The following is a 22,544-nucleotide window of genomic DNA, read 5'->3' as shown; positions in this document are numbered from 1 at the left end:
TCTTATCTTGTGTGATACGTGGATAATAGCATTGTGACACAATTAAATAAAATCAAATGATTCCCCGTAAAACAAAGATTATTTGCACGATTGGACCAGCATCTGAGGATATAGAAACTCTTACTATGCTTATTAGAAAGGGAATGGATATTGCCCGATTGAATTTTTCTCATGGTTCGCATGAAAGCCATGCAAATCTGATTGCCAATATTAGAAAAGCATCAGTTGAAGCAGGCAGGCAAGTTGCAATTCTACAGGATTTACAAGGACCAAAAATTAGGATTGAGAATGTGGAGAATGGTTCAGTATTCATTCAAGACGGTGATTCTCTTATAATAACAACTGAAGATTTAGAAATTGGAAATTCTGAGATTGTATCGACTTCATACAAAGATTTGCACAAGGATTTAAAAGTTGGCAATACTCTTCTTTTGGATGATGGCTATTTAATATTAACAGTCGAAAAGATTGCCGGTGAACGTATTTATACAAAGATCATAAAAGGTGGCGAACTAAAGAGCAGAAAAGGTATAATTGCTCCGGGTGTTACATTTTCCGCTCCTTCATTAAGCGAAAAAGATATGGAAGATTTGAAGTTTGGTCTTTCAATGGGTATTGATGTTGTAGCACTGTCATTTGTCAGGTCAGTTCGTGACATAATCGAACTTAAAACTACAATGAGAATCTTTGGAAGACCTGTTCCGATTATAGCAAAAATTGAAAGACCTGAAGCCCTGAAATCTATAAATGAAATCATCGCTGAGGTTGATGGGATAATGGTTGCCAGAGGCGACCTCGGGCTTGAACTTCCGCCTGAAGAAGTACCATTAATCCAGAAAGACATCATAAAACGAAGCAATTATTTTGGTAAACCTGTTATTACAGCTACTCAAATGCTCGAATCAATGGTTACAAATCCTAGACCAACAAGGGCTGAAGCCAGCGATGTTGCGAATGCTGTGCTTGACGGAACTGATTGTGTGATGCTCAGTGCTGAGACAGGTACAGGCAGATATCCTCTCGAATCGGTTGATTATATGTACAGAATTATAAAAAATATTGAAGACAAGTTTTCAAGAACTGACCTGCAGCGTGTGGATGTGCCTTCAGAAGAGTCAGATGTATCTGATGCAATTGGAAAAGCTGCTTGTCTTCTTGCCGGGCAGGTAAAAGCAACTGCAATTATTACACTAACTAGCTCAACTCTTACTACAAAAAAAATTGCTAAATACAGACCTGATGTTCCGATAATTGCTATAACAAATGATGACCATGTTCACAGAAGACTTAATTTCGTGTGGGGCGTAACTTCGCTTTATGTAAAAGATGACACAGATTTTGTACAAAATTTTGAATCTCTGAAGCCATATTTACTCGACCTGGATTTCATCAATCCGGGTGACCTGATAGTATTTGTATCAGGCTTGACAGAGACATCATTTGGTAATGACAATTTGTTAAAATTATTTTATGTTTAATTATTTTTGAAATTATGAGTAGTAATATACCTGTTCCTGAGCCAGAAAATCCTGATTCAGCTGTAAGTCAATTTGAAAATTTTGTTGAAATAGTTAAAATTCTCAGACGTGAATGTCCTTGGGACCGAAAGCAGACAAACGAATCTATAGCTCCATTGATGATTGAAGAAGTCTATGAAGCTATTGATGCAATTTATAAAAGAGATGATGCTGAATTTTCCAAAGAGCTTGGAGATTTGCTTCTTCATATTGTAATGCATGCGGTAATGGCTGAAGAAAGAGGCGGTTTTAGTCTTACTGATGTTGTTAGAAAGATTTCCGAGAAAATGATCCACCGCCATCCTCATGTTTTTAGTAATACAGAAGTGAAAGATGAGCATGAGGTTTTGCAAAATTGGGAAGCACTGAAACTAAAAGAGCACAAAGATAGTGAAAAACCTAAATCTACTCTTGATGGGGTACCTAATTGCCTTCCTGCGTTATTAAGAGCTGAAAGAATTCAGTATAAGGTCTCGAGAGTTGGATTTGACTGGACTGATAAAAATGATGTCTGGAATAAAATTTATGAAGAATTTGATGAATTCCGCAGAGAATTAACTTCAGGAAATAAAGAAAATGCCCGCAAAGAGTTAGGAGATTTTATTTTTGCAATAGTTAACGCAGCCCGTCACGAAGGTATCGTGGCTGAAGAAGCACTGCATCTTACAAATAATAAATTCAAATCAAGATTTCAGTTTATTGAAAAACGCGCCTTAGAACTTGGCAGAAACCTGAATGATATGACTTTGGAGGAAATGGATGCTATATGGGATGAAGCAAAATTGACAATAAAATAAAAAAAGCCCTGATTTTTGAAGTCAGGGCTATTGAACAAATTTTAAAGACAATAAAAACAAATTATTGAGTTTTCAAAAATTCAAGAGTATTTTTTGCAATAGCATATACATAACGCGGGTTATGAGCGCCATTACTTCTGTCTCTTGAAATATAGAAATAGTTCAAAGTTGCTTCGACTTGTTGCTTAGTCATATAGTTACCTTCTTTTGACTGAGCAAAATATTCAGATGGAGCTGATGACAAGTCCACCCAACCCTTTTCAACTACAATTTCTCTCATTTCAGCTATCATTGCAGCAATTTCTTTTGCTTTTGTACCTGCAGTAAAATCACCTGTTGGATGGCAAGTTTTACATTCATCAATCTGAGTCATCTGAGCAGGTGTCATCTTAAACGAGTGACCGCCAACAGATGGATTAGTTGATAATGATCCCATGTGACAAGATGCACAACCTTTTTCAAGGTTACCATGAATATTGTTTGTAGGAATATTTTCAGGTCCTTCAAAGTGGTATAAACCTTTCATAGCCATAACATTTGCTGCTGTGGCATAATGAGGTCCATATCTTGTATAAGTAGTACTTCCGGTTGTTATGAATGTAGTGTCAGCACCTGCAACATCATTGTAAGTGCGTGCTTGATGGCATCTTACACAAGTATTGGCAACTTTCTGGTCGAAATCGAATCCTGTTTTACGCAATTTAACAGGTCCTTCATGTCGCATAGCCCAATCTGTTTCGTCATAATTTACGTGAATCTTATGACATGTTTTACAATTAATTGCTTCAGTTGCAACTGAAGACGGATCATCAACGCCCATTTTTACAGCTTCTCTGAAACCGTCGCCTGTGTGGCAACCACCACAAGAAATTCTACCAGCAGTATAGTCAAATACTACACCACGATTGTGTTGAGATAATTCATACTGTGCAAAAATCAAATTTACTGCATCAGCATTGTCTGAGTGACAAACGCCGCAAGTTGCGTTGCCGTCTTTACCATCTGCGCCATCTTTACCGGCAGCGCCATCTTTGCCGGCTGGTCCGGCAGGTCCTTCTTTAGTACAGTTAAGCATTGCTAAACTGAATACTACCATAACAAGGAGCATAGAGAATTTTTTAAAGATTTCCATATAACTCATCCTAAAATTATTAATAAATAATATATAAATATACAAAAAAAATATAATCAATTTCATTTTACAACATATTTTAAATCAAAAATAAGATATATTAAAGCTCAATGCAAGAAAAAAAAATCTTTTGTATACAACCATATTTATAGTAGCTGGTTAAATGCTATATGATATAGGTGCTTCCAAAAGATGTTGATAAATATATATGTGGTTTTTTCGGGTATATTTATGTCATGTTATATACATAATTTTCATTAAAATGTCGTTTTTTTGCGACTTATAAAAATAAAAAAAATCCCTCAATTAAATTGAAGGATTTTTAACTAAGAAAAGAATTTTATTATAAGGTTTTAGTAACACTTATTTGGGATCCATCTTTGAAGATGATTTTTGAAGCAATCCAAATTGGTCTTAGAGAAGAGTGTTCATTTCTGACTCTTTCATCATTTGGATTATTTATGTCGTGATTGAAAGGATGTGAAAATCTCTTTGTTTCACCAGGTTTGAGAACTTCATCCTTAAGGATTTTTGAAGCGACGATTGGATAAATTTTAAGAGTTTCATTATTTGGAGTAATAAACTGCAAAATTCCTTCTAAATCAGTAATTTCTTTTTCTGATTTATTAGTAATTTCATAAATCAGGAAATCAACTTCGCGTTTAGAATTATCATTCAAATCAACATTTCGCGGGTTCATACCAACGTATTTGAATTCGTGATTCAGAACAAGTTCTACTTTAGTTGCTTGGTTAGCAGCAGTAGCGGAGATTTCATCACGTTCATGATTTTTTTGAAGTGTTATTACCTGACCGATTGTTTTTCCAAGCAATGAGTCAGTAGATTTGGTAACAAGTCTTGTCATACCATTTGTAAAATACTCAAAATCCTGTGATTTAAAATCCTTATCTTCACGAAGCTTCTTGAAAAGGTCAGTAATATTGTACTTCGTCACTACTTCGTCAAGTAATTTGGATTCTTTTTCTTGTGGCTGACATCCCGCAAAAACCAAAACAGTTATCAAAAGTAACACGATAGCGCTTTGATAGAATGACTTCATATATAATTCTCCGACTAATATTAAATAAGTAAATAAATATAGACTGCAAAAATATGATTAAAATTTGATTTAGGCAAAAATTATTTATCTTCAGGTAAAAGCTAACAGCATAATTTAATAATTGTTTTTGATTTATTGCAATTATCATAATGATTTATAATAGGAAATATGTTATTTTTGTAGTTTATTTAAATGCAAATAATTGAAAATATGTACGATAAAGTAAAATCTATATTAGAACGATTCGAATCTGTTGAAGAAAAATTGAACGACCCCAACATTATGAGTGATGTTAAGTCGTACAAAGAAATATCCAGAGAACATAAGCAACTCAAAATTCTTGCTGATATTTCCAGGAAATACATCAAATTAACTGATGATTACGAAGCAAACAAGGAAATGATAAAGGAAAAGAACATTGACCCGGAACTTCGTTCTATGGCTTATGAGGATAATAATGATATCGAAATACAGCTCCAAAATATTGAGGAAGAACTCAAAATTATGTTAATTCCAAAAGACCCTAATGATTTGAAAAACTGTATAGTAGAAATTCGTGCCGGAACCGGTGGTGATGAAGCAGGTATTTTTGTCGGTGATTTGTTCAAAATGTATCAGCACTATGCTGACAGACTGAAATTTAACATTGAAATAATTGATTTTAACGAAAGTGAAAGAGGCGGATTCAAAGAAATCGTTTTTTCGATTGCAGGTGATGATGTATTTGGTTCGTTGAAATTTGAAAGTGGTGTACACCGGGTCCAGAGAGTGCCTGAAACTGAAGCCAGCGGACGCGTTCATACATCTGCAGCAACCGTAGCCGTACTGCCGGAAGCAGAAGATATTGATATTGATGTCAGAGACGAAGATATTAGAATTGATATTTATCGTGCAGGTGGAAAAGGTGGTCAAAATGTGAATAAAGTTGAAACTGCTGTACGGATGGTTCACATCCCGACGGGCATTGTGGTCCAATGCCAGGAAGAACGCTCTCAACTTAAGAATCGTGATAAAGCAATGAAAGTTTTGAGGTCAAGAATTTATGAAATGGAGCTTAAAAAACAGCAGGATGAGATGTCTTCAACAAGAAAAACTATGGTCAAATCAGGAGACAGATCAGAAAAAATCCGTACTTATAATTATCCTCAAAACAGACTGACTGACCACAGACTCGAAGGTGAAAACAAGAATTACCCGCTGCAAGATGTTTTAACCGGAAATCTTTCAGAAGTAATTGAAAACCTGAAAATCGCAGAACGCTCTGAACTGCTTAATCAAGGTTTATCGCAATAATTTATCAAAATACACTTCTTATATTTTTAGATTTTTATATATTACAGATTCTCTAAAAATTATTATGGCTGACAGTTCGAATATTTTTGTGGTTTTCGATGGTGACTGCGGTATATGTTCTGCTTCAGCAGGCTATATTGAGAGGAATAAAATGAATGAAAATCTCTTAACTGTTCCATCATTTGATTTTGACCTGCCCAAATATGGCATAAATCCTGAAATCGCTCTTATGACTGTTATTTTTATTGACGAAGCAAGCGGTAACGTCTATTACCGTACTCGTGCTGTAATGGAAATTTGCAAGCATTTGAGTCAACCGTTCAGAATTTTTGGGTATATGTTGGCAAATAATATTTTCGATACAATTTTTAACCCGATTTATAATTTTATTGCAAGAAACAGAGCAAGTATATCAACTAAGCTCGGTTTGAATGCCTGCAAAATTCCTCATTAAATTCATTAATTAAATAATACAAACAGTAATGCCAATTTGCAATTTATTTGGTTATATTTATGTAACTATTTCATTTTAGTCGTTTCTTTTAAAATTTTAGTTTCAAATAAATATAATTTACTCCTTAATCAATTTCGAGCTAATTGCATTTCCATCCTCATCTATGATTATTATCGGATATATGCCTGTTTGCAACTTGCTGAGGTCAATCCAAATATCATACTCACCTGAATCATAAAATTTTTTGTCTGCAATTCTTTGAATTTCATCTCCACGTAAGTTGTATAAATAAATACTTAACTTTTGTGGGATGCCGTTTGAAAATTTAATATGAGTATCTTCCCTTCCGGGACTTGGATATATTGACTTAATTTCTAAATTATCATGATATACAGGACATAAACCCAAAATTGAACGAGTTTCTTCAAGTTGACTGCATGCTTCTTCTTTTTTGATTTCACCTTTTTCAATTTTTTCGATAACCTCGAGTTCATTTCTCATTCTACCGGAGTATCTTTCAGGCAAGGCATTAATAAATTTCTCGGTTGGTGCATACCACAATACAATTTCAGTTTCAATTATTGTGTATTTCTTATTATCGGGCTTATACTCATTTTTATTATAAAGCTTAATTTTTACCGGTACCAATCTTGACAGAACGCCACTTGAATTATAGCTTATCTGAGTGCCTTGCGAAAGAAACGCTCTATAAAGTGTATCAAGTCCGGATTTATACTCTTCCAGTGACGGAGTTGAATACAAGGCAGCTAAGTAACTAGCTCTGTATCTAAATTTCCCCTTACCAAAACTTTGGATAGAGACCGGTGAAAATTCGCTGAATTTATCGTGCTCCCAACCATCATAATGCATCGTATATGAATTAAATGTATAGAATGAAATATTATATTTGCTTTTTATAAGTTGATTTTGGGTAGTATCATATCCTTTTTGGGCATACTTTTTATATGATTCTATTCTAATTTTTAAATCGGGGTTATTCACATTCTCAGGTAAGTTCTTTAATGAATCCAAAATCTTATCTGTATCTTCATTGCTCGAAGCAGGCATTATTTCTTCGGTAATTATTGAAATATTATCACCTTTTTTAATTATTCCTATTGCTGAAAGTTCGTCATCGCTGAGCTCAATATAGTTGATACCTGTTATATTTATATAATCCAAGTCGTTTCTGTCATCTACAAGATTGATTTTGCTAAGAATATTCAAAAATAGATTTTCATAAGTCTCTGCTGCATTTCTTATAAAATAATATGAAAATAGCCCTATCAAAACTAATGCTGCCAATGATAGAACACCTAATTTTATAAATAAAGATTTCAAACTTTTGTCAGCTATACCAATTTTAGGGAAATAATCATTTGCATTTATTTCAGGTTCATTATATTGACTTGAAATATTATCAACATTTTTTTTATAAACTTGAAAATATGAATTAAGATTTTTCATGATAATTGCCTCATATCCGATAAAAGATTTTTTAAGTTCTTTTTTGCTCTGTAGAGCCTTATTTTGACATTGTAAATTGTAGTATTCTGAACTTTTGCAATTTCTTTGTTTGATAATCCTGAAAATGAACTTAGAATGATTGCCTCTTTTTGGTTCGGATTTAACTTGTTAATTGCAGCTCTTAAAAATTTAATATCAAGTATTTCCTCCGCTGAAAGAGCATCAGAAATCATTTCATCAGGGGAAATATCTCTGTTGAATTTCAGATTATCCCTAATAATTTTATTTTTTACTCTTGATGCAATAGTAAATAAATAGCTCATAAATGCATCCTCATTTTTAAGTGATTCAATATTTATATAAGCATAATAAATTGTATCTGAAATTATATCTTCAGCCTGATTTCTTGAGTTCGCTATAGAAAAGGCGAATCTGCGAAGTGGTATCTTGCAAGTCTCATACAACTCTTCAAACTTTGTATTCATAGTAAATGTATTAGTGTATTTGTAATGCTTATAGTAGTAAGAGACTCAAAAAAGTGAAAGGGATACAAAAAACAATAGTTTTTTTCAAATTCATTTTTTTTATAAATCAGAATGAATAATTACAATTCAGAATATTAATTAATATATATTTTCTAAGTCGCAATATATCAAAAAATATACTATTGCTTTAATTTACTTTTGAATTTTGTCCTGACCTTATTGACCTTAGGATTAATAACAACCATACAGTATGGTTGATTCGGGTTGTTTTTAAAATAGTTCTGATGATAGTCTTCAGCTTTGTAGAATTCGTCTAATTGAGTAACTTCGGTAACAATTTTATCTTCAAAAACCTTTTCAGCTGTAAGCAATTTAATATAGTTCCTTGAAATTTCTTCTTGATTTTTGTTAATATAAAATATTGCTGAGCGATATTGAGTACCTGCGTCTGCACCCTGACGATTAAGTGTAGTAGGGTCGTGAGTAGCAAAATGTACCTCTAAAATTTCCTCCAAAGAAATAATCTCAGGATTGAAACCGACCTTAACAACTTCGGCATGACCTGTTAAACCGGTACATATATCCTCATAAGTCGGATTTTTGGTTTTTCCGCCTGTATATCCTGACACAACCGAAGCAACGCCCGTTAAATCCTGAAAAACAGCTTCAACACACCAAAAACAACCACCACCCAAAATTATATATTCTAAATTTTCACTCATTTCATTTTCTCCATTAGATTTTTTTTCCTCAGCTTTAGTACTGCAGGAATTTATAATAACTGATAAAATAATCAATATAATTAGTTTGTATTTCATAAATATTACAACGGATTAGTTTAGGTGAAATTGGGATAATATGGTTGATTTTTGCTTAGAATGCAAATTAGTATTGATAGAAATAACCCCAAATAAATCCTTTTGGGTCATAAATATAGACAATAGATTTCTTTCTGGCTAATTCAGAAAAATAGAGAATATCACCACCATCCTGCCGAATGATGAATGTCTTAATACCGGGTGCTTTTCTATCATAATATCCTATGACATTTTTTGTCATAGTACTGAGTATGCTGACTCTTTTTCCGACTGAATCAGGAGTAAAGTATGCAATCACTTGATTATCTTCGGACTGATAAATATAAACAAGATTTTTATCGGTATTGCAACTGTAAAAAGCTACAATACCGATAATAAAAATCAATATTTTGATTGTATTAATCATATCTCTCGAAATGAATCTGTTTGCGTTTATAGCCCATATCCATAAGTGACAATCGCGCTTCAGTCACCATATCCCGCCATCCGCAAATGTAAAACTCAGTAGGTGGGAGAATTCCAAATATTTTTTTATAAATATTGTGAACATATCCTCTTTCACCTTTCCAATCATCAGAAGTTTCGCGTGACAGCACAGGGATAAATGTAAAATCACTTCTTTTTGAGAGCTGCTCCATCTCTTCAATATATATCAAATCTCTCATAAATCTTGTACCGAAAATCACGTAAATGTGTTTGTGAGGAATTTCACGCTTTAATATATCCAAGTATATCGAGCGTAATGGAGCCAATCCAACTCCGGTACTAATAAAACATAAATCTGTTTCGACAAATTCGGGAACCAGAAAATTTCCCCTTGGCTCGGACACCTTAAGAATAGAGCCGATATTAACTTCATTGAACAAATAATTTGTGGCTACACCATTTGGGTCTAATACTATAAGAAGTTCGAAAATGTTCGAACCATCAGGTGCATTTGCGTAAGAGTATTGTCTGTAGTTTTTTCGTGCATCAATAGGAAATTCAATTTTTACATGTTGCCCGGCTTTAAAATTATAACTTTCCAACTCTTCGACTTGAATAAAAAAACGTCTTATATAAGGTGTCTCCTTAATTATATCAACAACCTTACCTTCATACCAATCTAATTTAGACATATTTTATAATATTTTAAAAACGAAATAAAAAAGTTAATGATAGACGCTCTGATAATTTAGTTATTGATAAATCTATGCATTTTTATATACACTGCAATCACAAAAGACTGTCAAATAAATTCATTAATGAATATTATTCATAATTCTATTATTGCTCATTGGTGATATTGCGATAATATTACTCAGATAAGTTTCTTTTCTTCACGGCTTTTAAGTAATATTCAGTCACTTCAAGCTCTCGGGCAATTTCTTTTAATGATTTTGATTTATTCTCCGACAAATATCTCAGTACGAATTTCTCAAAGCTGGTAATCTTTGGAATATAGAACTGTAGCCCGTTCAGATTCATAAGTATCTTCCTTACTGCTTCTATGCCACAAGCATCAGCCATCAATCTGATATCCGGTGTCAAATCCTCATAATTGATTCCTGAAAAAATATCTTCTACCATTGTTCCTCCTCCAAATCATTGTAATTAATTTCAAAATATTCGCTAAACATACCGGATTTTTCGATATAATCTTCAAGTATAAATATCATATCATCAGCTAATAAATTATCTACTATGCCTAAGCATTCCAATTCCATAAAAAATTTTCGACTAAGAAGATGAAACAAGGCTATACGCATATCTTCAGATATGCTGTAAACTTGATATGCTTGAGAGAATATCTCAATTTTTACATCAGCATTATAATCACCGTTCGTGTAAATATCCGGTGCAGAAAAATTATTTGAAAAATACACCCTATCCATATAGAAACTCCTAAATATTATTTGAAAAAATCATAAAATTTTCGTATTTTTGCGTAGTGATAAATGCTCTAATTTACGCAGTAAATATTACTGCAAAAATATGAAATTATTACATATATACAAAATAATTTTATTTTAAATTTATTTCAGGAAATTTTATGTCTACTTATGCTGAACAGGTTGGCGAAAGACTTAAAAAAATTCGCTTCATTTTTAACGAGGGTGGTAAATTATCAGCAGACCAGTTTGCATTTTTACTCGGTGAAACCCGTGATAAGATAGCAAATTACGAATTAGGAAGAGCAGGTCTGCCAATCAGGGTTCTGCTTGAACTTTATCGTCGTGGCATCAGCCCGATTTATTTAATTTCAGGAGAGGGCTCAATCTTTTCGGACAACAATGAGGGAAAAAATTTTAAACACCGAATATCTGAGAAAGTCAAATCCGGCTGGAAATTCTCTCAGCAAAGTATGGATATTCTTTACACTGCTCTCGGTAGTGAAGTTGATTTCTCCAATGTCAAGCTCGCAGCAGGAAAAGTAGAGAAAAAGTAAGAATTTTCATAATGGATTCTCAACATAATTATTCCGACAGTGAACTATACAGCCGGCTAAGAAAGTATTTACCACGAAGCTTTGCCGGCGATAGTTATGCTTCAAAGCAAATCAAAAAGCTTTCTGAAATTGCTAAAAAGAAGAATCCCAAACTTTATCAAAATGCTTTAGATGATGCATTAGCTGACATTTCAGAGAATAATAATCTCTATCTTGGAAAACCAATTGAGAAATTCTTTCGCATTAAATATACAGGTGAAAGCCAGCTCGATGAATACTTCAGTCTCTTTAAAACTGATATCACAAGCAATTTAAAACATAACGACTTCATCGAATTTTGTCGTAGAAATAACCTCGTTCCTGACAATTTAATGCTTTTTCCTATTGAGGGTAATTCAATGATTAATGCCGGTATAAACAGCGGTGACACAGCAATCGTGGATATCACAAAAATACCTGTCAATGGTGATATTGGAGCAGTATATATCAATAACAAATATTTTATTAAAAGAATCGGCGGAGTTGGAGGAAGACTTAAGCTGATTTCTGAAAATCCTGATTTTCAACCCTATATGGTTGGTCCTGAAGATGATTTTAAATATATTGGGCTTGTTACTAATATTATTAAGAAGGTTAGCTGATATTTAAATCTCACCAATTATTGTCATATCTAAAAATATACATTATTAAATCTATTATGTTAATAATATAACATAATATGATTGTATATTTTATTTTATTTGTCTTATTGTGATTTATATGTATATAATATCGTTATATATCAATATATAGACGATATTTTTGCAGTTAATGATAAAAAAGTGACATTAAAATTAAATATTTTATGAAATATTATTGTTTTTTCATAGATTTTTCATATTTTAAAATTATTATTTTTACTAATTTGAAAAAATAATTTTATAACAAAAATTTCAGGTAGTTTCAATGAATGATTTAAAGTGTATCGAATGTCAGCAAGAACCGACTGAAGAGGAACTTTACAGCCAGCTTGATGATATTCTGTCAGAATATGAGAATAAGCCAGGAGCCTTAATTCCCGTACTACAAATTACTCAGCGCATATTTGGATACTTGCCCAAAGAAGCTCTGAAAAAAATTAGCTTAGCACTTGGTAAGCCATATAGTGAAGTAACCGGAGTTGTGTCCTTTTATTCTTTCTTTTCAACCCAACCCCGTGGAAAATATATGGTACGTGTATGTCTCGGCACTGCTTGCTATGTTCGTGGTGGTAAAGAAGTTTTAAATTCTTTAAAAAAGGAACTTGCGATTGATGTTGGAATGACAACCGATGATAAACTATTCACAATTGATGTTGGCAGATGCTTTGGTGCTTGCGGACTTGCTCCTGTCATTATGGTTAATGACGATGTACATCAAAGAGTTAAGCCTGACAAAATTGGTGAGTTACTCAATATTTACAAATCCGAAAGTAAACATGTATTGGAGGAGGTAGTATGAAAAAAATAACATCTCTCGAAGATATGACTAATTTAAGATTGTCTGTTAATAATAGTCATAATAAAATGAAAGAAAATCTGAAAGAAAAAATCAAAGTTTGCATCGGAGGCGGTTGTATTGCATCAGGCTCACTTAAAATTAAAACAGCACTTGAAGAAGCTGTGATATCTCATGGATTAGATGGTGAAGTTGTTGTTCAGGGTACAGGTTGCTTAGGTCCATGCTCACGTGGTCCTGTCGTTTTAATGGATAAAGACCAAATATTCTATCAGGATGTAAAGCCTGAAGATGCTAATGACATTATTTCAATTCATGTTATGGATGGTCAGATAGTAAATCGTCTTGCATGGCATGAACTCGGTTCTGAACTTTCAACACCAAAAATGGATGATATATCATTTTTCAAACGTCAGAAAAAAGTTGTTCTTAAAAATTGTGGTAATGTTGACCCACTTAGCATAGAAGATTATATTCGTTTAGATGGCTATGCTGCTCAAGCTAAAGCATTTTGTACTATGAAACCGGAAGATGTTATCGCTGAAATGCGTAAATCAGGTCTTCGCGGACGTGGTGGAGCAGGTTTCCCAACGTGGATGAAATGGTCTTTTGCCGCTAAAGCCGGAATAGGAGAAAAATATATTCTATGTAATGCAGATGAAGGCGACCCCGGAGCATTTATGGACCGTTCAGTTCTTGAAGGCGACCCACACTCTATTATTGAAGGTATGGCTCTTGGTGCTTATGCGATTGGTGCAAGTCAGGGGTTTGTTTACGTAAGAGCTGAATATCCTCTTGCAGTCGAAAGATTACAAATAGCAATTGATGCAGCTAAGGAATACGGCTTTCTTGGTGAAAATATTCTTGGCAGTGGCTTCAATTTTGACCTTGAAATTCGAATGGGTTCAGGAGCATTTGTTTGCGGTGAAGAAACTGCATTAATGAATTCTATTGAAGGTAAACGCGGTGAACCACGTCCACGCCCGCCATTCCCTGCTGAAAAGGGTCTTTGGGGTAAACCAAGTGTATTAAACAATGTCGAAACTTTTGCGAATGTACCACAAATCATAAATAATGGTGGTGATTGGTTTGCAGGTATCGGTACTGATGACAGCAAGGGGACAAAAGTATTTGCTCTCGCAGGTAATATAAACAATTCAGGTCTTGTAGAAGTTCCTGTTGGTACATCGCTTGGTGAATTGATTTATGATATTGGAATGGGTATTCCAAACGGAAAGAAATTCAAAGCCGCTCAAATTGGCGGTCCGTCAGGCGGTTGCGTTCCTAAAGAAAATCTGAATGTAGCCCTTGATTACGAGTCCCTGAGTGAACTCGGAGCGATTATGGGTTCAGGTGGATTGATTGTAATGGATGAAGATAGCTGTATGGTTGATGTTGCAAAGTTTTTCCTTGAGTTTGTTCAGGAAGAATCTTGTGGCAAATGTGTTCCGTGCCGTGTCGGTACTAAAAGAATGTTAGAAATTCTCGAGCGTATTACTGAAGGTAAAGGCAAAGAATCTGATATAGATTTACTGATTGAACTTGGCGAACAGATTAAGGAAACTTCGCTCTGCGGACTTGGTCAGACAGCACCGAATCCCGTACTTTCAACAATACGACATTTTCGTCATGAATATGAAGCTCATATCAAAAACAAACATTGCGAAGCAGGTGTTTGTCATGGATTGGTTCGTGCCCCTTGTCAGAGTGCATGCCCTGCTCATGTTGATATTCCCGGATTCGTATCACTTATCGGCGAGAAACGCTATGCTGAGGCATTAAAACTTCACAGAGAGCGTAATCCGTTTGCAGCAGTTTGTGCTCGTGTATGTTTCCATGTTTGCGAAGATAAATGCCGCAGAACTTCGATGGATGATGCAGTTTCAATCAGAGCTTTGAAACGCTTTATGGTTGACCAGGAAATCACAATTCAATTACCGGAAGTCCGTGAAAATCCTGAAAATGCTAAGAAGAAAATTGCTATTATCGGAGCAGGTCCTGCAGGTCTTACTTGTGGATATTTCCTTGCCCGTTTAGGTTATAAGCCAAAAGTATTTGAATCAGAACCTCGCCCGGGTGGCATGCTTGTTCAAACAATTCCGGCGTACAGATTGCCTCGTGAGATATTAGCACGTGAAATTCGTATGATTGAAAACCTTGGCGTTGATATTGAGACAAATAAAAAACTTGGTCGTGATTTCCTTGTTCAGGATTTGAAAGATCAGGGCTATGAAGCATTATTTATTAGTATTGGTTCTCCGAAAGGTGTTGCAATGAATATCCCCGGAAAAAATCATCCGAACGTAGTCAAAGCAATGGACTTCCTGCGAACATATAATCTTCGTGGCTCGGTAAAAATTGAAAATGAAATAGTTATTGTTGGTGGTGGTAATGCCGCATTCGATGCTGCAAGGACTGCCATCAGACTGGGTGCTGAAATAGTTAATATTGTTTATCGCAGAAGTCAGGAAGAAATGCCTGCTTATGCTGAGGAAATAGAAGAAGCATTACAGGAAGGAATCAGGATATATCCTCTTACAAATCCACAGGAAATCATGATTGAAAATGATAAAATCGTGGGAGTAAGATGCAACAAAATGCGTCTTGGAGAATTTGACCATTCCGGTAGAAGACGCCCTATTAATGAATCTGAATCATTTATTATTAAAGCAGACCAGGTAATTATGGCACTCGGACAGGATTTCGATACTTCGCTAATATACAGTGGAACAAAACTCGAAATGAATGCTGAAAGTAGTATCATAACTGACCCACTTACAGGGTCTACATCAGTAGACTGGATTTTTGCAGGTGGTGACTGTGCGACCGAAGGCTCAAAAACAGTAATTGAAGCTGTTGCCGCCGGAGAAAGAGCTGCTGTCGGAATTGATATGTTTTTATCAGGTAAAAATAATGCCTTCTGGCGAGAAGAAAAAGTTGTTCATACTTTCTTCGACCCAAATGCCGAACCTGTACCTTACCAAAGAAGTAAGATGTCACTACTGCCAATTGAGAGAAGGAAGTACAACTTCAACGAGGTTGAACAACCATGGCTTGAAGCTGAAGCAGTACGCCAAGCCCAAAGATGTTTACGATGTGATTATGGTCATTGATAATAGGAGATAAAAATAATTATGATAAATTTAGCAATTAATGGATTAGAAGTTCAGGTTCCTGAAGGAACTACTCTACTGCAAGCCGCTGTTAAGGTTGGTGTGAATATCCCTACTTTATGCCATATTCCAAACTGTGAACCAAAAGGTGCTTGCAGAGTTTGTCTTGTGGAAGTTAAAAATGCACGCTCACTTGTTGCCTCATGCGCTATGCCTGCTCAGGAAGGTATGAGGGTATTTACAGCAACAAGAAAAGTACGCGACGCCCGGAAAATGGTAGTCGAGTTATTACTTTCAGAACATGATGGCGATTGTAAAACCTGTGATAGAAACGATGATTGCGAATTACAGGAAATTGCAAAGAATCTTGGTATTGATAATGTCAGATTTGCAGGACAAAAAGCGAAGTATCAGTATGACGATTCTACACCTGCTTTAATTCGTGATAACGGCAAATGTATTAAGTGTCGCAGATGTGTGACTGTATGTAACGAAATGCAGAATGTTGGTGCCTTATACCCACAGGGCAGGGGCTTTGATTCTGTGATTGGACCTGCTTTTGAACTTAATCTGGATACAGTTGCCTGTGTTCAGTGTGGTCAATGTGCAGCTGTTTGTCCGGTTGGTGCAATTACTGAAAATTCTCATATAGAAAAAGTTTGGAAAGCTATAGACGACCCGACAAAAGTTGTTTTGGTACAAACTGCACCAGCTATCAGAGCTGCTCTTGGTGAGTGCTTTGATTATGCACCGGGTACTCTTGTAACAGGTAAGATGGTATCTGCCTTGAAGCAAATTGGTTTTGATAAGGTATTTGATACTAACTTCGCTGCCGACCTGACTATTATGGAAGAAGGTACAGAACTTCTTATGCGATTAAAAGATAAGCTCGTTGATAATGGTGATTCTGCCTTGCCACAATTTACAAGCTGCTCGCCTGGATGGATTAACTATATGGAATACTTTTTCCCTGAAATGATGGCAAATGTATCAACTTGTAAATCACCCCAGCAGATGTTCGGAGCCGTAGCAAAGAGCTATTATGCTAAGAAGAATAATATCAATCCTGCTGATATCGTTGTTGTTTCGGTTATGCCTTGTACTGCAAAGAAATTTGAAGCTGCACGCCCTGAAATGAACAGTAGCGGTTACCGTGATGTTGATTATGTATTGACAACTCGTGAACTTGGTCGTATGATTCTTCAGGCAGGTATTGAATTCCGTAATTTACCTGAAAGTGAGATGGATAACCCACTCGGTCGTTCATCAGGTGCTGCTGATTTATTTGCAAATACCGGTGGCGTAATGGAAGCCGCTGTACGTACCGTATATGAACTCGTTACAGGCAGAGAGCTGCCAACCGAACAACTTCATTTAAAACCTCTGATGGGCTTGGAAGGTATCAAAACTGCATCTTTAAAAATTGAAGGTACGGTTCCGGCTTGGTCATTCCTTGAAGGTGTTGAACTCAAAGTTGCAGTTTCACACGGACTTGGGAACACTGCAATCCTTCTGAAACGAATCAAAGAAGGCGAAGAATTTCACTTTGTTGAAGTAATGACTTGTGCCGGTGGATGTATCGGAGGTGGAGGTCAGCCAAGATTCACAACAAATGATGTTCGTGAAAAACGTATGGCTGCTATTTATCGTGAAGATGAAGGTAAAACTTTACGTAAATCACACGAAAATCCTGACATCATTGAGATTTATGCCGAGTATTTCGAGAAACCGCTTAGTCATATTTCCCACAAACTTCTCCATACTCATTATACTGAGAAGTCGAGAGTTTAGAGATTTGTGTTAGTTTATATTTAAATTAATGCCCGATACTGTTAATGTGTCGGGCATTGTTTTTTAGATAATTTTCACAAGAAATTGATTTAATATTAAATGCTGCAATGCGTTAAATTATTATAATTATTAATAAAGTATAACAGCAATATATCATAATAATTTGGATAGCAGGATTATTTAAACTCATTTTATAATATTTTGCATTTGATGCAGAACTCCTGAATCAGTACAAAAAGAAATTTCGCCGTTTATAATTTAAGAATAAAACCAATGGCACATTTTATCATATTTAGGTAGAGATATCTGAAAAGTAAACAATAAATCAATGACACTTGGCTGTTGTTATGATATTTTTTGTCAGTCTGAGCAGAGTCGAAGACTATAAAAAACACTTCGACTTCGCTCAGTGTGACCAAGTACCGAACAAATGCTTTTCGTTCAGACACTAACTATGTATTTTCAGTACCTTTCTTTGAAGAAAATAATAAAATCTTTTTAAAAAAGATATATCCTGATAGAAAAGCTACTAAATTGTACCTTGGAGTTAAAAATGGCTGATTATTTGAACACTGAAGAACAAGAATTTTTTGAATCTCTTCACGAGAAGGAATTGGTAATATCGCCAGACAAGAATGAAATTGACAGATATATAAATTATGCCAGAAATAGCATTGAAACAATGAATAAGTTCGAAATTGAGCTTACAGTGAGAGACTTCTCTAAATTTAAAGCAAAGGCATTAGAACAAGGTATAAACTATAAAAGTTTGGTTTCCATGCTCATACACCATTATAACAGTGGTCGAATAGCGTTGAATATTTAGAGTGATGAAATTATCTGACTATAATGTCATAATTTGCTAATTTTTTTTGGGGTGGCTTTTTTAGTAAAAAAAATTAAATAAATTAAAAATTATTTGAATATTTTAAAAATTATTTTCATTATTTTCATTATTTTCATTATTCTCATTATTTTTGTTTTATTCTAATTGACGATTCAAAAAAAGGAATTAGTATATGGCTTTATAATTGACCTATTTGGTTTTATATTTAGGAAATATTATGAAAAAAACAATTTTTGTTCTTCTGCTAGTATTATCATTTTTGATTTCATGTAATGATGATAATCCTTTAAAACAAAGTCAAAAGACTTTTCTGCTTCAATCCGGCACTACACCATCAAGTGTTAGTGATTTGGTTGAGTCATATCTTTACGACCCCGATTTAATTGGAATAATTGAATTTCACTCCAATCTTAGAAATGATGTCTCAATTAATTGGATAAATAACAATAAAGTTGTTACTAATTATGACGGCATTAATAACTATGCCTATGCTGCTTTTAAAGATGCTAATAACAATCCGGTTACAGTAGAGAACTTGCTAATCAATGCAAGTCTTTTGCGTGAATACAACCCGGGTTCTTATGCAAAAGTTGGCAATGATGAGCTTGATTTGAATTTTGGAAATTCAATATCGAATAAGTATTATATTGAATGTTTGAAACATACAATTATACCGGATACTGTATTTGACGAGGTTGTTTTCAATAATCGGGTTGAAATTACAAATATTCAAAGATTTGATTCTCTTTCAGCATCACAAGGATTTACTGTCAACTGGTCAGGTGGTTCCTCTAACGCAAAAGTACAAATTAATTTTGATTTGCGTGACTTTGAGGAAAGTACCATTAATTATTCATCCGGATTTTATGAAATTACTGATAATACCGGTTCATTTACAATAACCCCTCTCAGATTAAGTGATACAGGACCAAGAGGGAAGCTGTTTGATTTGTCCGTAACTGCTTATGAGCCAATTTTACGTACTTTATCAAATGGCAAAAAGATATTGTTATTAGGTACAACAGTACACACAAAGTCAGTCTATCTTGTTGACTAATGATTTCGATTGACAACATTATTTCGCAATTAATCACCCCAAAGCAAGGTATTTTCCTTGTTTTGGGGTATATTTTATCAATTATTTATTTATATTTTGATAGTCGAGGACAGGGATTTAATAATAAATTTCTATTTTATAATTTATTTCTTATATTCTCAGCTTTTTGTGGTAATATTGGTTATAATCTATTGTATTTTGGAGTAGTCAATTTTGAATTATTTAACGGTGGTTCAATTTTGGGAGCAATTTTTATCCTTACAATAATAACTTCCTTAATATCAATTTTCAAAAATAATATAGTTACTAAAATAAATAAATTCATTATTCCATACTTTATAATAATAGTATTTGGAAAGCTTGGTTGTTATTTCGGTGGTTGTTGTTATGGAATGGAAATATTTACTATTCCATTGCAGATTGCCGAATTTTTAATTCTTGTTGTTCTAGTATTTGTACTGATATGGAAATTTAGAAAAAATGGAAATTTAGCTTTATGGGCAGTTTTATTTTATAGCATATATAGATTCATTTTTGAATTTATTAGATTAGATAATAGCTTTTATATTTTTTCGATACCTATAACTCAAATAGTAAGTTTTGTTTTGATTATAGGCATCATTACAATTATATATATAAAACACAAATAAGGCATTATTCTGATGAAATATGAAATAAGCCGCTCTCATATCGCTTGGGAGCGGCTTTTGTTTGATGAAATCGTTAAAAAAGTGATTAATCTTTATTAATCATTGTATTTATTTAAAATACTTTTTAGCAATCAAATTCTGGTATATTTAAGTTTTCTTCTAATCAAAAATCTTGTCATAAACGATAGTCAGTCTTAGCGTTGTACCCGGCTCGTAAACCCGCAAACCGGCTGAAAATGGATTCCTTGCAAAGGATAAATGCCTGAAATAATTATGATTAAGTAAATTATCGGCTTCAATTCTGATAGCAATATCCTTAATTTTGTATCCGAAACGAACTGAAAAAGTATTCCATGAATCAGACTGAAATTCATTGAGGTCAGAGTCAATACGTGGCTGAAAATTTTCGTAACGGTGTATAATTGCTGATTGAATATCACATATTTCCGGAAACTCCAGAATATTTGTTACTGAAAGAGGCATTATTTCAGGAAGTGGGTTGTTATTATCAATATTTTCCCCATAAATATACGAAATATTGCTTTGAAAAAATTTATATTTAAGATTTAGGTTTACTCCCGCAATCATAGCATTTACATTTTGGTAAGTGAGTACATTTTTCTCACCTGCTTTGCTTGAAGCAAGATTAACAAAATCCATAACATAGTTAAAATATGTTTCGAATGAAAAATACTCACTTGTTAGGGACATTCTTGCCGCTGCTTTTTTCGGCTGTTCAAGATTAGGATTCCCAACCCAGTTGGGATTTGTTCCGGGTCTTTTGACATTTATATAAAGCTGTTCTGCTTCAGGAGCTTCAAAAGCTAATTCAGCACCTGTACCAAATGAAAAATAATCGCCTAAATTTTGAGCAAAATTAAAATTTACTGCACCACTAATGTAATATTTCCTGCCTTCAACATCATTATACAATGTACTGTATAATTCGTTTGCGGATTTGTTTTCAATATCGTTTGTAATCAACCCAATTCTACCTGAAAGCCCAAAATCATTGAAATGAATTTTATGGTTTAATGCAGCATAAATCCTACTAATTTCAGGAATCATATTGTTACCCATATCAACATTCATTGCAGGGTTGATTATTCTGTTATCGGCATTCCAATTTTGATAAGTTACTTCGTAATAATCACCAACCAAGCCAATAGTAAGATTTTTTGCATGTGATTCCATAAACATTGGAGAAACGCGCAAAGTATTATCCATAAGATGGTCAGTATAATTAAAGTAAATTTTTTGCTTTTTCCATGATATATCAGCGTTATATACACTTGTTGATACTTCATCCATCGTAAGGTAAGGAAACGAAATATCCTCCAGACGATTAAATGAAACACCATAAGTGAAATCACCGGACTTACCTCTGAAAGATACTTTAGTATTAAAATAGGAAAAATTATCCTTATAATTATAAAGCTCTTTGAAATCTTTTCCTGCGCCGCTTTGATATGGATTTCCGCCTGAAAATCTTGCAATTATTCCTTGCTGTTTACCGCTTATACTTAATCCTAAATCGAACTCCTGCTGAGAAATCATATTACCAGTAAAAAAGCTTCCTAATTTGAATTCGTTGGGGAATTCTTTTCTTTGGTACTCAATTTTTCCATAAATTCCTGTTCCGCGCAAGCTACCGGATTTTGTCATTTCAACAGACTCCATTTCAAGCGGATTTATTCTTCCTGCGGCGGCATCCATTCTGTTGGGGCATGCATTATGATATTGCTCGCCATCAATAATAACTTTTATGTCGTTGCGTTTGAATCCCTCAGAATATACATCCTGCGTGAAATTCATTCCGCGCCGGATTACAAAATTACCATTTTTATCATATATTTGGCTATTGAAATCTGTGCCGTAAAATACTGCTTCTAATGGAGAAAGCAATCTTTTTGCGGTGATATTTATGTTCTCAGACTTGAAATTTTTCAAAGAATCTTTATTTGCAGATTCTGCAATATTTACAAATAAAATAAAAATTATAATATATATAAAGAGTTTCATTTTTTCCTCATAATTGAAATAATAAATAATTTAAAAGTCGGTATTTTACCTACCGAATAGCTGAATAATCCGGTTAGTATTTTTCCGGACACTTCAGTTTTCTGTTGTATAAGAGAATAATCCAAATCAGAACGAAA

The 22,544-nt window shown here is 34.1% G+C and carries 22 protein-coding genes; 12 read left to right on the top strand and 10 right to left on the bottom strand.

Annotation, left to right across the window (positions count from 1 at the left end):
- Window positions 1-56 precede the first annotated feature (56 nt).
- Window positions 57-1,478 (top strand): pyruvate kinase, encoded by a 1,422-nt coding sequence (pyk, locus tag KF896_10565; GenBank protein ID MBX3044147.1) that lies wholly within the window; start codon window positions 57-59, stop codon window positions 1,476-1,478.
- A gap of 14 nt (window positions 1,479-1,492) precedes the next feature.
- Window positions 1,493-2,314, top strand: coding sequence for a nucleoside triphosphate pyrophosphohydrolase (gene mazG / locus KF896_10560; protein ID MBX3044146.1), 822 nt, complete (start codon window positions 1,493-1,495; stop codon window positions 2,312-2,314).
- Window positions 2,315-2,375: 61 nt separating this feature from the next.
- Here mazG and KF896_10555 read toward each other — a convergent pair whose 3' ends face one another.
- Together KF896_10555 and KF896_10550 are read right to left on the bottom strand one after the other, a co-directional pair.
- A complete protein-coding gene (locus tag KF896_10555) occupies window positions 2,376-3,446 on the bottom strand; it encodes a collagen-like protein (protein ID MBX3044145.1) in 1,071 nt (356 codons plus the stop codon).
- Window positions 3,447-3,789: 343 nt separating this feature from the next.
- Complete coding sequence (locus KF896_10550; protein ID MBX3044144.1) at window positions 3,790-4,506, bottom strand: hypothetical protein; 717 nt, start codon at window positions 4,504-4,506, stop codon at window positions 3,790-3,792.
- A gap of 210 nt (window positions 4,507-4,716) precedes the next feature.
- Here KF896_10550 and prfA point away from each other — a divergent pair, with 210 nt between their 5' ends.
- Window positions 4,717-5,799, top strand: coding sequence for a peptide chain release factor 1 (gene prfA, locus KF896_10545; protein ID MBX3044143.1), 1,083 nt, complete (start codon window positions 4,717-4,719; stop codon window positions 5,797-5,799).
- Window positions 5,800-5,863: 64 nt separating this feature from the next.
- Window positions 5,864-6,253: a DUF393 domain-containing protein gene (locus KF896_10540; GenBank protein ID MBX3044142.1), complete on the top strand. Its 390-nt coding sequence runs from the start codon at window positions 5,864-5,866 to the stop codon at window positions 6,251-6,253.
- Between the two features lie 117 nt (window positions 6,254-6,370).
- Here KF896_10540 and KF896_10535 read toward each other — a convergent pair whose 3' ends face one another.
- The 7 genes from KF896_10535 to KF896_10505 form a co-directional block, all read right to left on the bottom strand.
- Window positions 6,371-7,720: a T9SS type A sorting domain-containing protein gene (locus KF896_10535; GenBank protein ID MBX3044141.1), complete on the bottom strand. Its 1,350-nt coding sequence runs from the start codon at window positions 7,718-7,720 to the stop codon at window positions 6,371-6,373.
- Entirely contained in the window at window positions 7,717-8,205 is a 489-nt protein-coding gene (locus KF896_10530; protein ID MBX3044140.1) for a sigma-70 family RNA polymerase sigma factor, read from the bottom strand. Before KF896_10530 ends, KF896_10535 begins: the two co-directional genes overlap by 4 nt.
- Before the next feature lie 179 nt (window positions 8,206-8,384).
- On the bottom strand, window positions 8,385-9,023 hold the full coding sequence (gene msrA, locus KF896_10525; protein ID MBX3044139.1) for a peptide-methionine (S)-S-oxide reductase MsrA: 639 nt from the start codon (window positions 9,021-9,023) through the stop codon (window positions 8,385-8,387).
- A gap of 67 nt (window positions 9,024-9,090) precedes the next feature.
- Window positions 9,091-9,429, bottom strand: a complete 339-nt coding sequence (locus tag KF896_10520; protein MBX3044138.1) for a hypothetical protein — start codon at window positions 9,427-9,429, stop codon at window positions 9,091-9,093.
- Window positions 9,422-10,141, bottom strand: coding sequence for an oxidoreductase (locus tag KF896_10515; protein ID MBX3044137.1), 720 nt, complete (start codon window positions 10,139-10,141; stop codon window positions 9,422-9,424). The genes KF896_10520 and KF896_10515 overlap by 8 nt, the downstream gene beginning before the upstream one ends.
- 178 nt (window positions 10,142-10,319) lie before the next feature.
- The gene (locus KF896_10510; GenBank protein ID MBX3044136.1) at window positions 10,320-10,592 is read right to left on the bottom strand and encodes a hypothetical protein; all 273 of its coding nucleotides are present in this window, start codon (window positions 10,590-10,592) and stop codon (window positions 10,320-10,322) included.
- Window positions 10,586-10,897, bottom strand: coding sequence for a hypothetical protein (locus KF896_10505; protein MBX3044135.1), 312 nt, complete (start codon window positions 10,895-10,897; stop codon window positions 10,586-10,588). The genes KF896_10510 and KF896_10505 overlap by 7 nt, the downstream gene beginning before the upstream one ends.
- Window positions 10,898-11,055: 158 nt before the next feature.
- Here KF896_10505 and KF896_10500 point away from each other — a divergent pair, with 158 nt between their 5' ends.
- From KF896_10500 to KF896_10465, 8 genes are all read left to right on the top strand, one after another.
- A complete protein-coding gene (locus tag KF896_10500; GenBank protein ID MBX3044134.1) occupies window positions 11,056-11,451 on the top strand; it encodes a helix-turn-helix transcriptional regulator in 396 nt (131 codons plus the stop codon).
- A gap of 11 nt (window positions 11,452-11,462) precedes the next feature.
- Complete coding sequence (locus KF896_10495; GenBank protein ID MBX3044133.1) at window positions 11,463-12,092, top strand: hypothetical protein; 630 nt, start codon at window positions 11,463-11,465, stop codon at window positions 12,090-12,092.
- Between the two features lie 304 nt (window positions 12,093-12,396).
- Window positions 12,397-12,930 (top strand): NAD(P)H-dependent oxidoreductase subunit E, encoded by a 534-nt coding sequence (locus KF896_10490; protein MBX3044132.1) that lies wholly within the window; start codon window positions 12,397-12,399, stop codon window positions 12,928-12,930.
- Window positions 12,927-16,040, top strand: coding sequence for an NADH-quinone oxidoreductase subunit NuoF (nuoF, locus tag KF896_10485; protein ID MBX3044131.1), 3,114 nt, complete (start codon window positions 12,927-12,929; stop codon window positions 16,038-16,040). The genes KF896_10490 and nuoF overlap by 4 nt, the downstream gene beginning before the upstream one ends.
- Before the next feature lie 21 nt (window positions 16,041-16,061).
- Window positions 16,062-17,831 carry a [FeFe] hydrogenase, group A gene (locus KF896_10480; GenBank protein MBX3044130.1) on the top strand — a complete coding sequence of 590 codons (1,770 nt, stop codon included), beginning with the start codon at window positions 16,062-16,064 and terminating at the stop codon, window positions 17,829-17,831.
- Window positions 17,832-18,384: 553 nt separating this feature from the next.
- Window positions 18,385-18,657, top strand: a complete 273-nt coding sequence (locus KF896_10475) for a hypothetical protein (GenBank protein MBX3044129.1) — start codon at window positions 18,385-18,387, stop codon at window positions 18,655-18,657.
- 238 nt (window positions 18,658-18,895) lie between these two features.
- Window positions 18,896-19,735 carry a hypothetical protein gene (locus KF896_10470; protein MBX3044128.1) on the top strand — a complete coding sequence of 280 codons (840 nt, stop codon included), beginning with the start codon at window positions 18,896-18,898 and terminating at the stop codon, window positions 19,733-19,735.
- Window positions 19,735-20,385 (top strand): prolipoprotein diacylglyceryl transferase, encoded by a 651-nt coding sequence (locus tag KF896_10465; protein ID MBX3044127.1) that lies wholly within the window; start codon window positions 19,735-19,737, stop codon window positions 20,383-20,385. The genes KF896_10470 and KF896_10465 overlap by 1 nt, the downstream gene beginning before the upstream one ends.
- 159 nt (window positions 20,386-20,544) lie before the next feature.
- Here KF896_10465 and KF896_10460 read toward each other — a convergent pair whose 3' ends face one another.
- On the bottom strand, window positions 20,545-22,407 hold the full coding sequence (locus KF896_10460) for a hypothetical protein (GenBank protein ID MBX3044126.1): 1,863 nt from the start codon (window positions 22,405-22,407) through the stop codon (window positions 20,545-20,547).
- Window positions 22,408-22,544 lie beyond the last annotated feature (137 nt).

The organism is Ignavibacteriota bacterium (assembly GCA_019637995.1).
Taxonomy (GTDB): Bacteria; Bacteroidota; Ignavibacteria; order Kapaibacteriales; family UBA2268; genus JANJTB01.
This window is presented reverse-complemented; position numbering and strand designations above follow the sequence as displayed.

Coding starts and splice junctions, on each gene's coding strand:
- pyk (MBX3044147.1), top strand. CDS start 57: ATGATTCCCCGTAAAACAAAGATTATTTGCACGATTGGACCAGCATCT.
- mazG (MBX3044146.1), top strand. CDS start 1,493: ATGAGTAGTAATATACCTGTTCCTGAGCCAGAAAATCCTGATTCAGCT.
- KF896_10555 (MBX3044145.1), bottom strand. CDS start 3,446: ATGGAAATCTTTAAAAAATTCTCTATGCTCCTTGTTATGGTAGTATTC.
- KF896_10550 (MBX3044144.1), bottom strand. CDS start 4,506: ATGAAGTCATTCTATCAAAGCGCTATCGTGTTACTTTTGATAACTGTT.
- prfA (MBX3044143.1), top strand. CDS start 4,717: ATGTACGATAAAGTAAAATCTATATTAGAACGATTCGAATCTGTTGAA.
- KF896_10540 (MBX3044142.1), top strand. CDS start 5,864: ATGGCTGACAGTTCGAATATTTTTGTGGTTTTCGATGGTGACTGCGGT.
- KF896_10535 (MBX3044141.1), bottom strand. CDS start 7,720: ATGAAAAATCTTAATTCATATTTTCAAGTTTATAAAAAAAATGTTGAT.
- KF896_10530 (MBX3044140.1), bottom strand. CDS start 8,205: ATGAATACAAAGTTTGAAGAGTTGTATGAGACTTGCAAGATACCACTT.
- msrA (MBX3044139.1), bottom strand. CDS start 9,023: ATGAAATACAAACTAATTATATTGATTATTTTATCAGTTATTATAAAT.
- KF896_10520 (MBX3044138.1), bottom strand. CDS start 9,429: ATGATTAATACAATCAAAATATTGATTTTTATTATCGGTATTGTAGCT.
- KF896_10515 (MBX3044137.1), bottom strand. CDS start 10,141: ATGTCTAAATTAGATTGGTATGAAGGTAAGGTTGTTGATATAATTAAG.
- KF896_10510 (MBX3044136.1), bottom strand. CDS start 10,592: ATGGTAGAAGATATTTTTTCAGGAATCAATTATGAGGATTTGACACCG.
- KF896_10505 (MBX3044135.1), bottom strand. CDS start 10,897: ATGGATAGGGTGTATTTTTCAAATAATTTTTCTGCACCGGATATTTAC.
- KF896_10500 (MBX3044134.1), top strand. CDS start 11,056: ATGTCTACTTATGCTGAACAGGTTGGCGAAAGACTTAAAAAAATTCGC.
- KF896_10495 (MBX3044133.1), top strand. CDS start 11,463: ATGGATTCTCAACATAATTATTCCGACAGTGAACTATACAGCCGGCTA.
- KF896_10490 (MBX3044132.1), top strand. CDS start 12,397: ATGAATGATTTAAAGTGTATCGAATGTCAGCAAGAACCGACTGAAGAG.
- nuoF (MBX3044131.1), top strand. CDS start 12,927: ATGAAAAAAATAACATCTCTCGAAGATATGACTAATTTAAGATTGTCT.
- KF896_10480 (MBX3044130.1), top strand. CDS start 16,062: ATGATAAATTTAGCAATTAATGGATTAGAAGTTCAGGTTCCTGAAGGA.
- KF896_10475 (MBX3044129.1), top strand. CDS start 18,385: ATGGCTGATTATTTGAACACTGAAGAACAAGAATTTTTTGAATCTCTT.
- KF896_10470 (MBX3044128.1), top strand. CDS start 18,896: ATGAAAAAAACAATTTTTGTTCTTCTGCTAGTATTATCATTTTTGATT.
- KF896_10465 (MBX3044127.1), top strand. CDS start 19,735: ATGATTTCGATTGACAACATTATTTCGCAATTAATCACCCCAAAGCAA.
- KF896_10460 (MBX3044126.1), bottom strand. CDS start 22,407: ATGAAACTCTTTATATATATTATAATTTTTATTTTATTTGTAAATATT.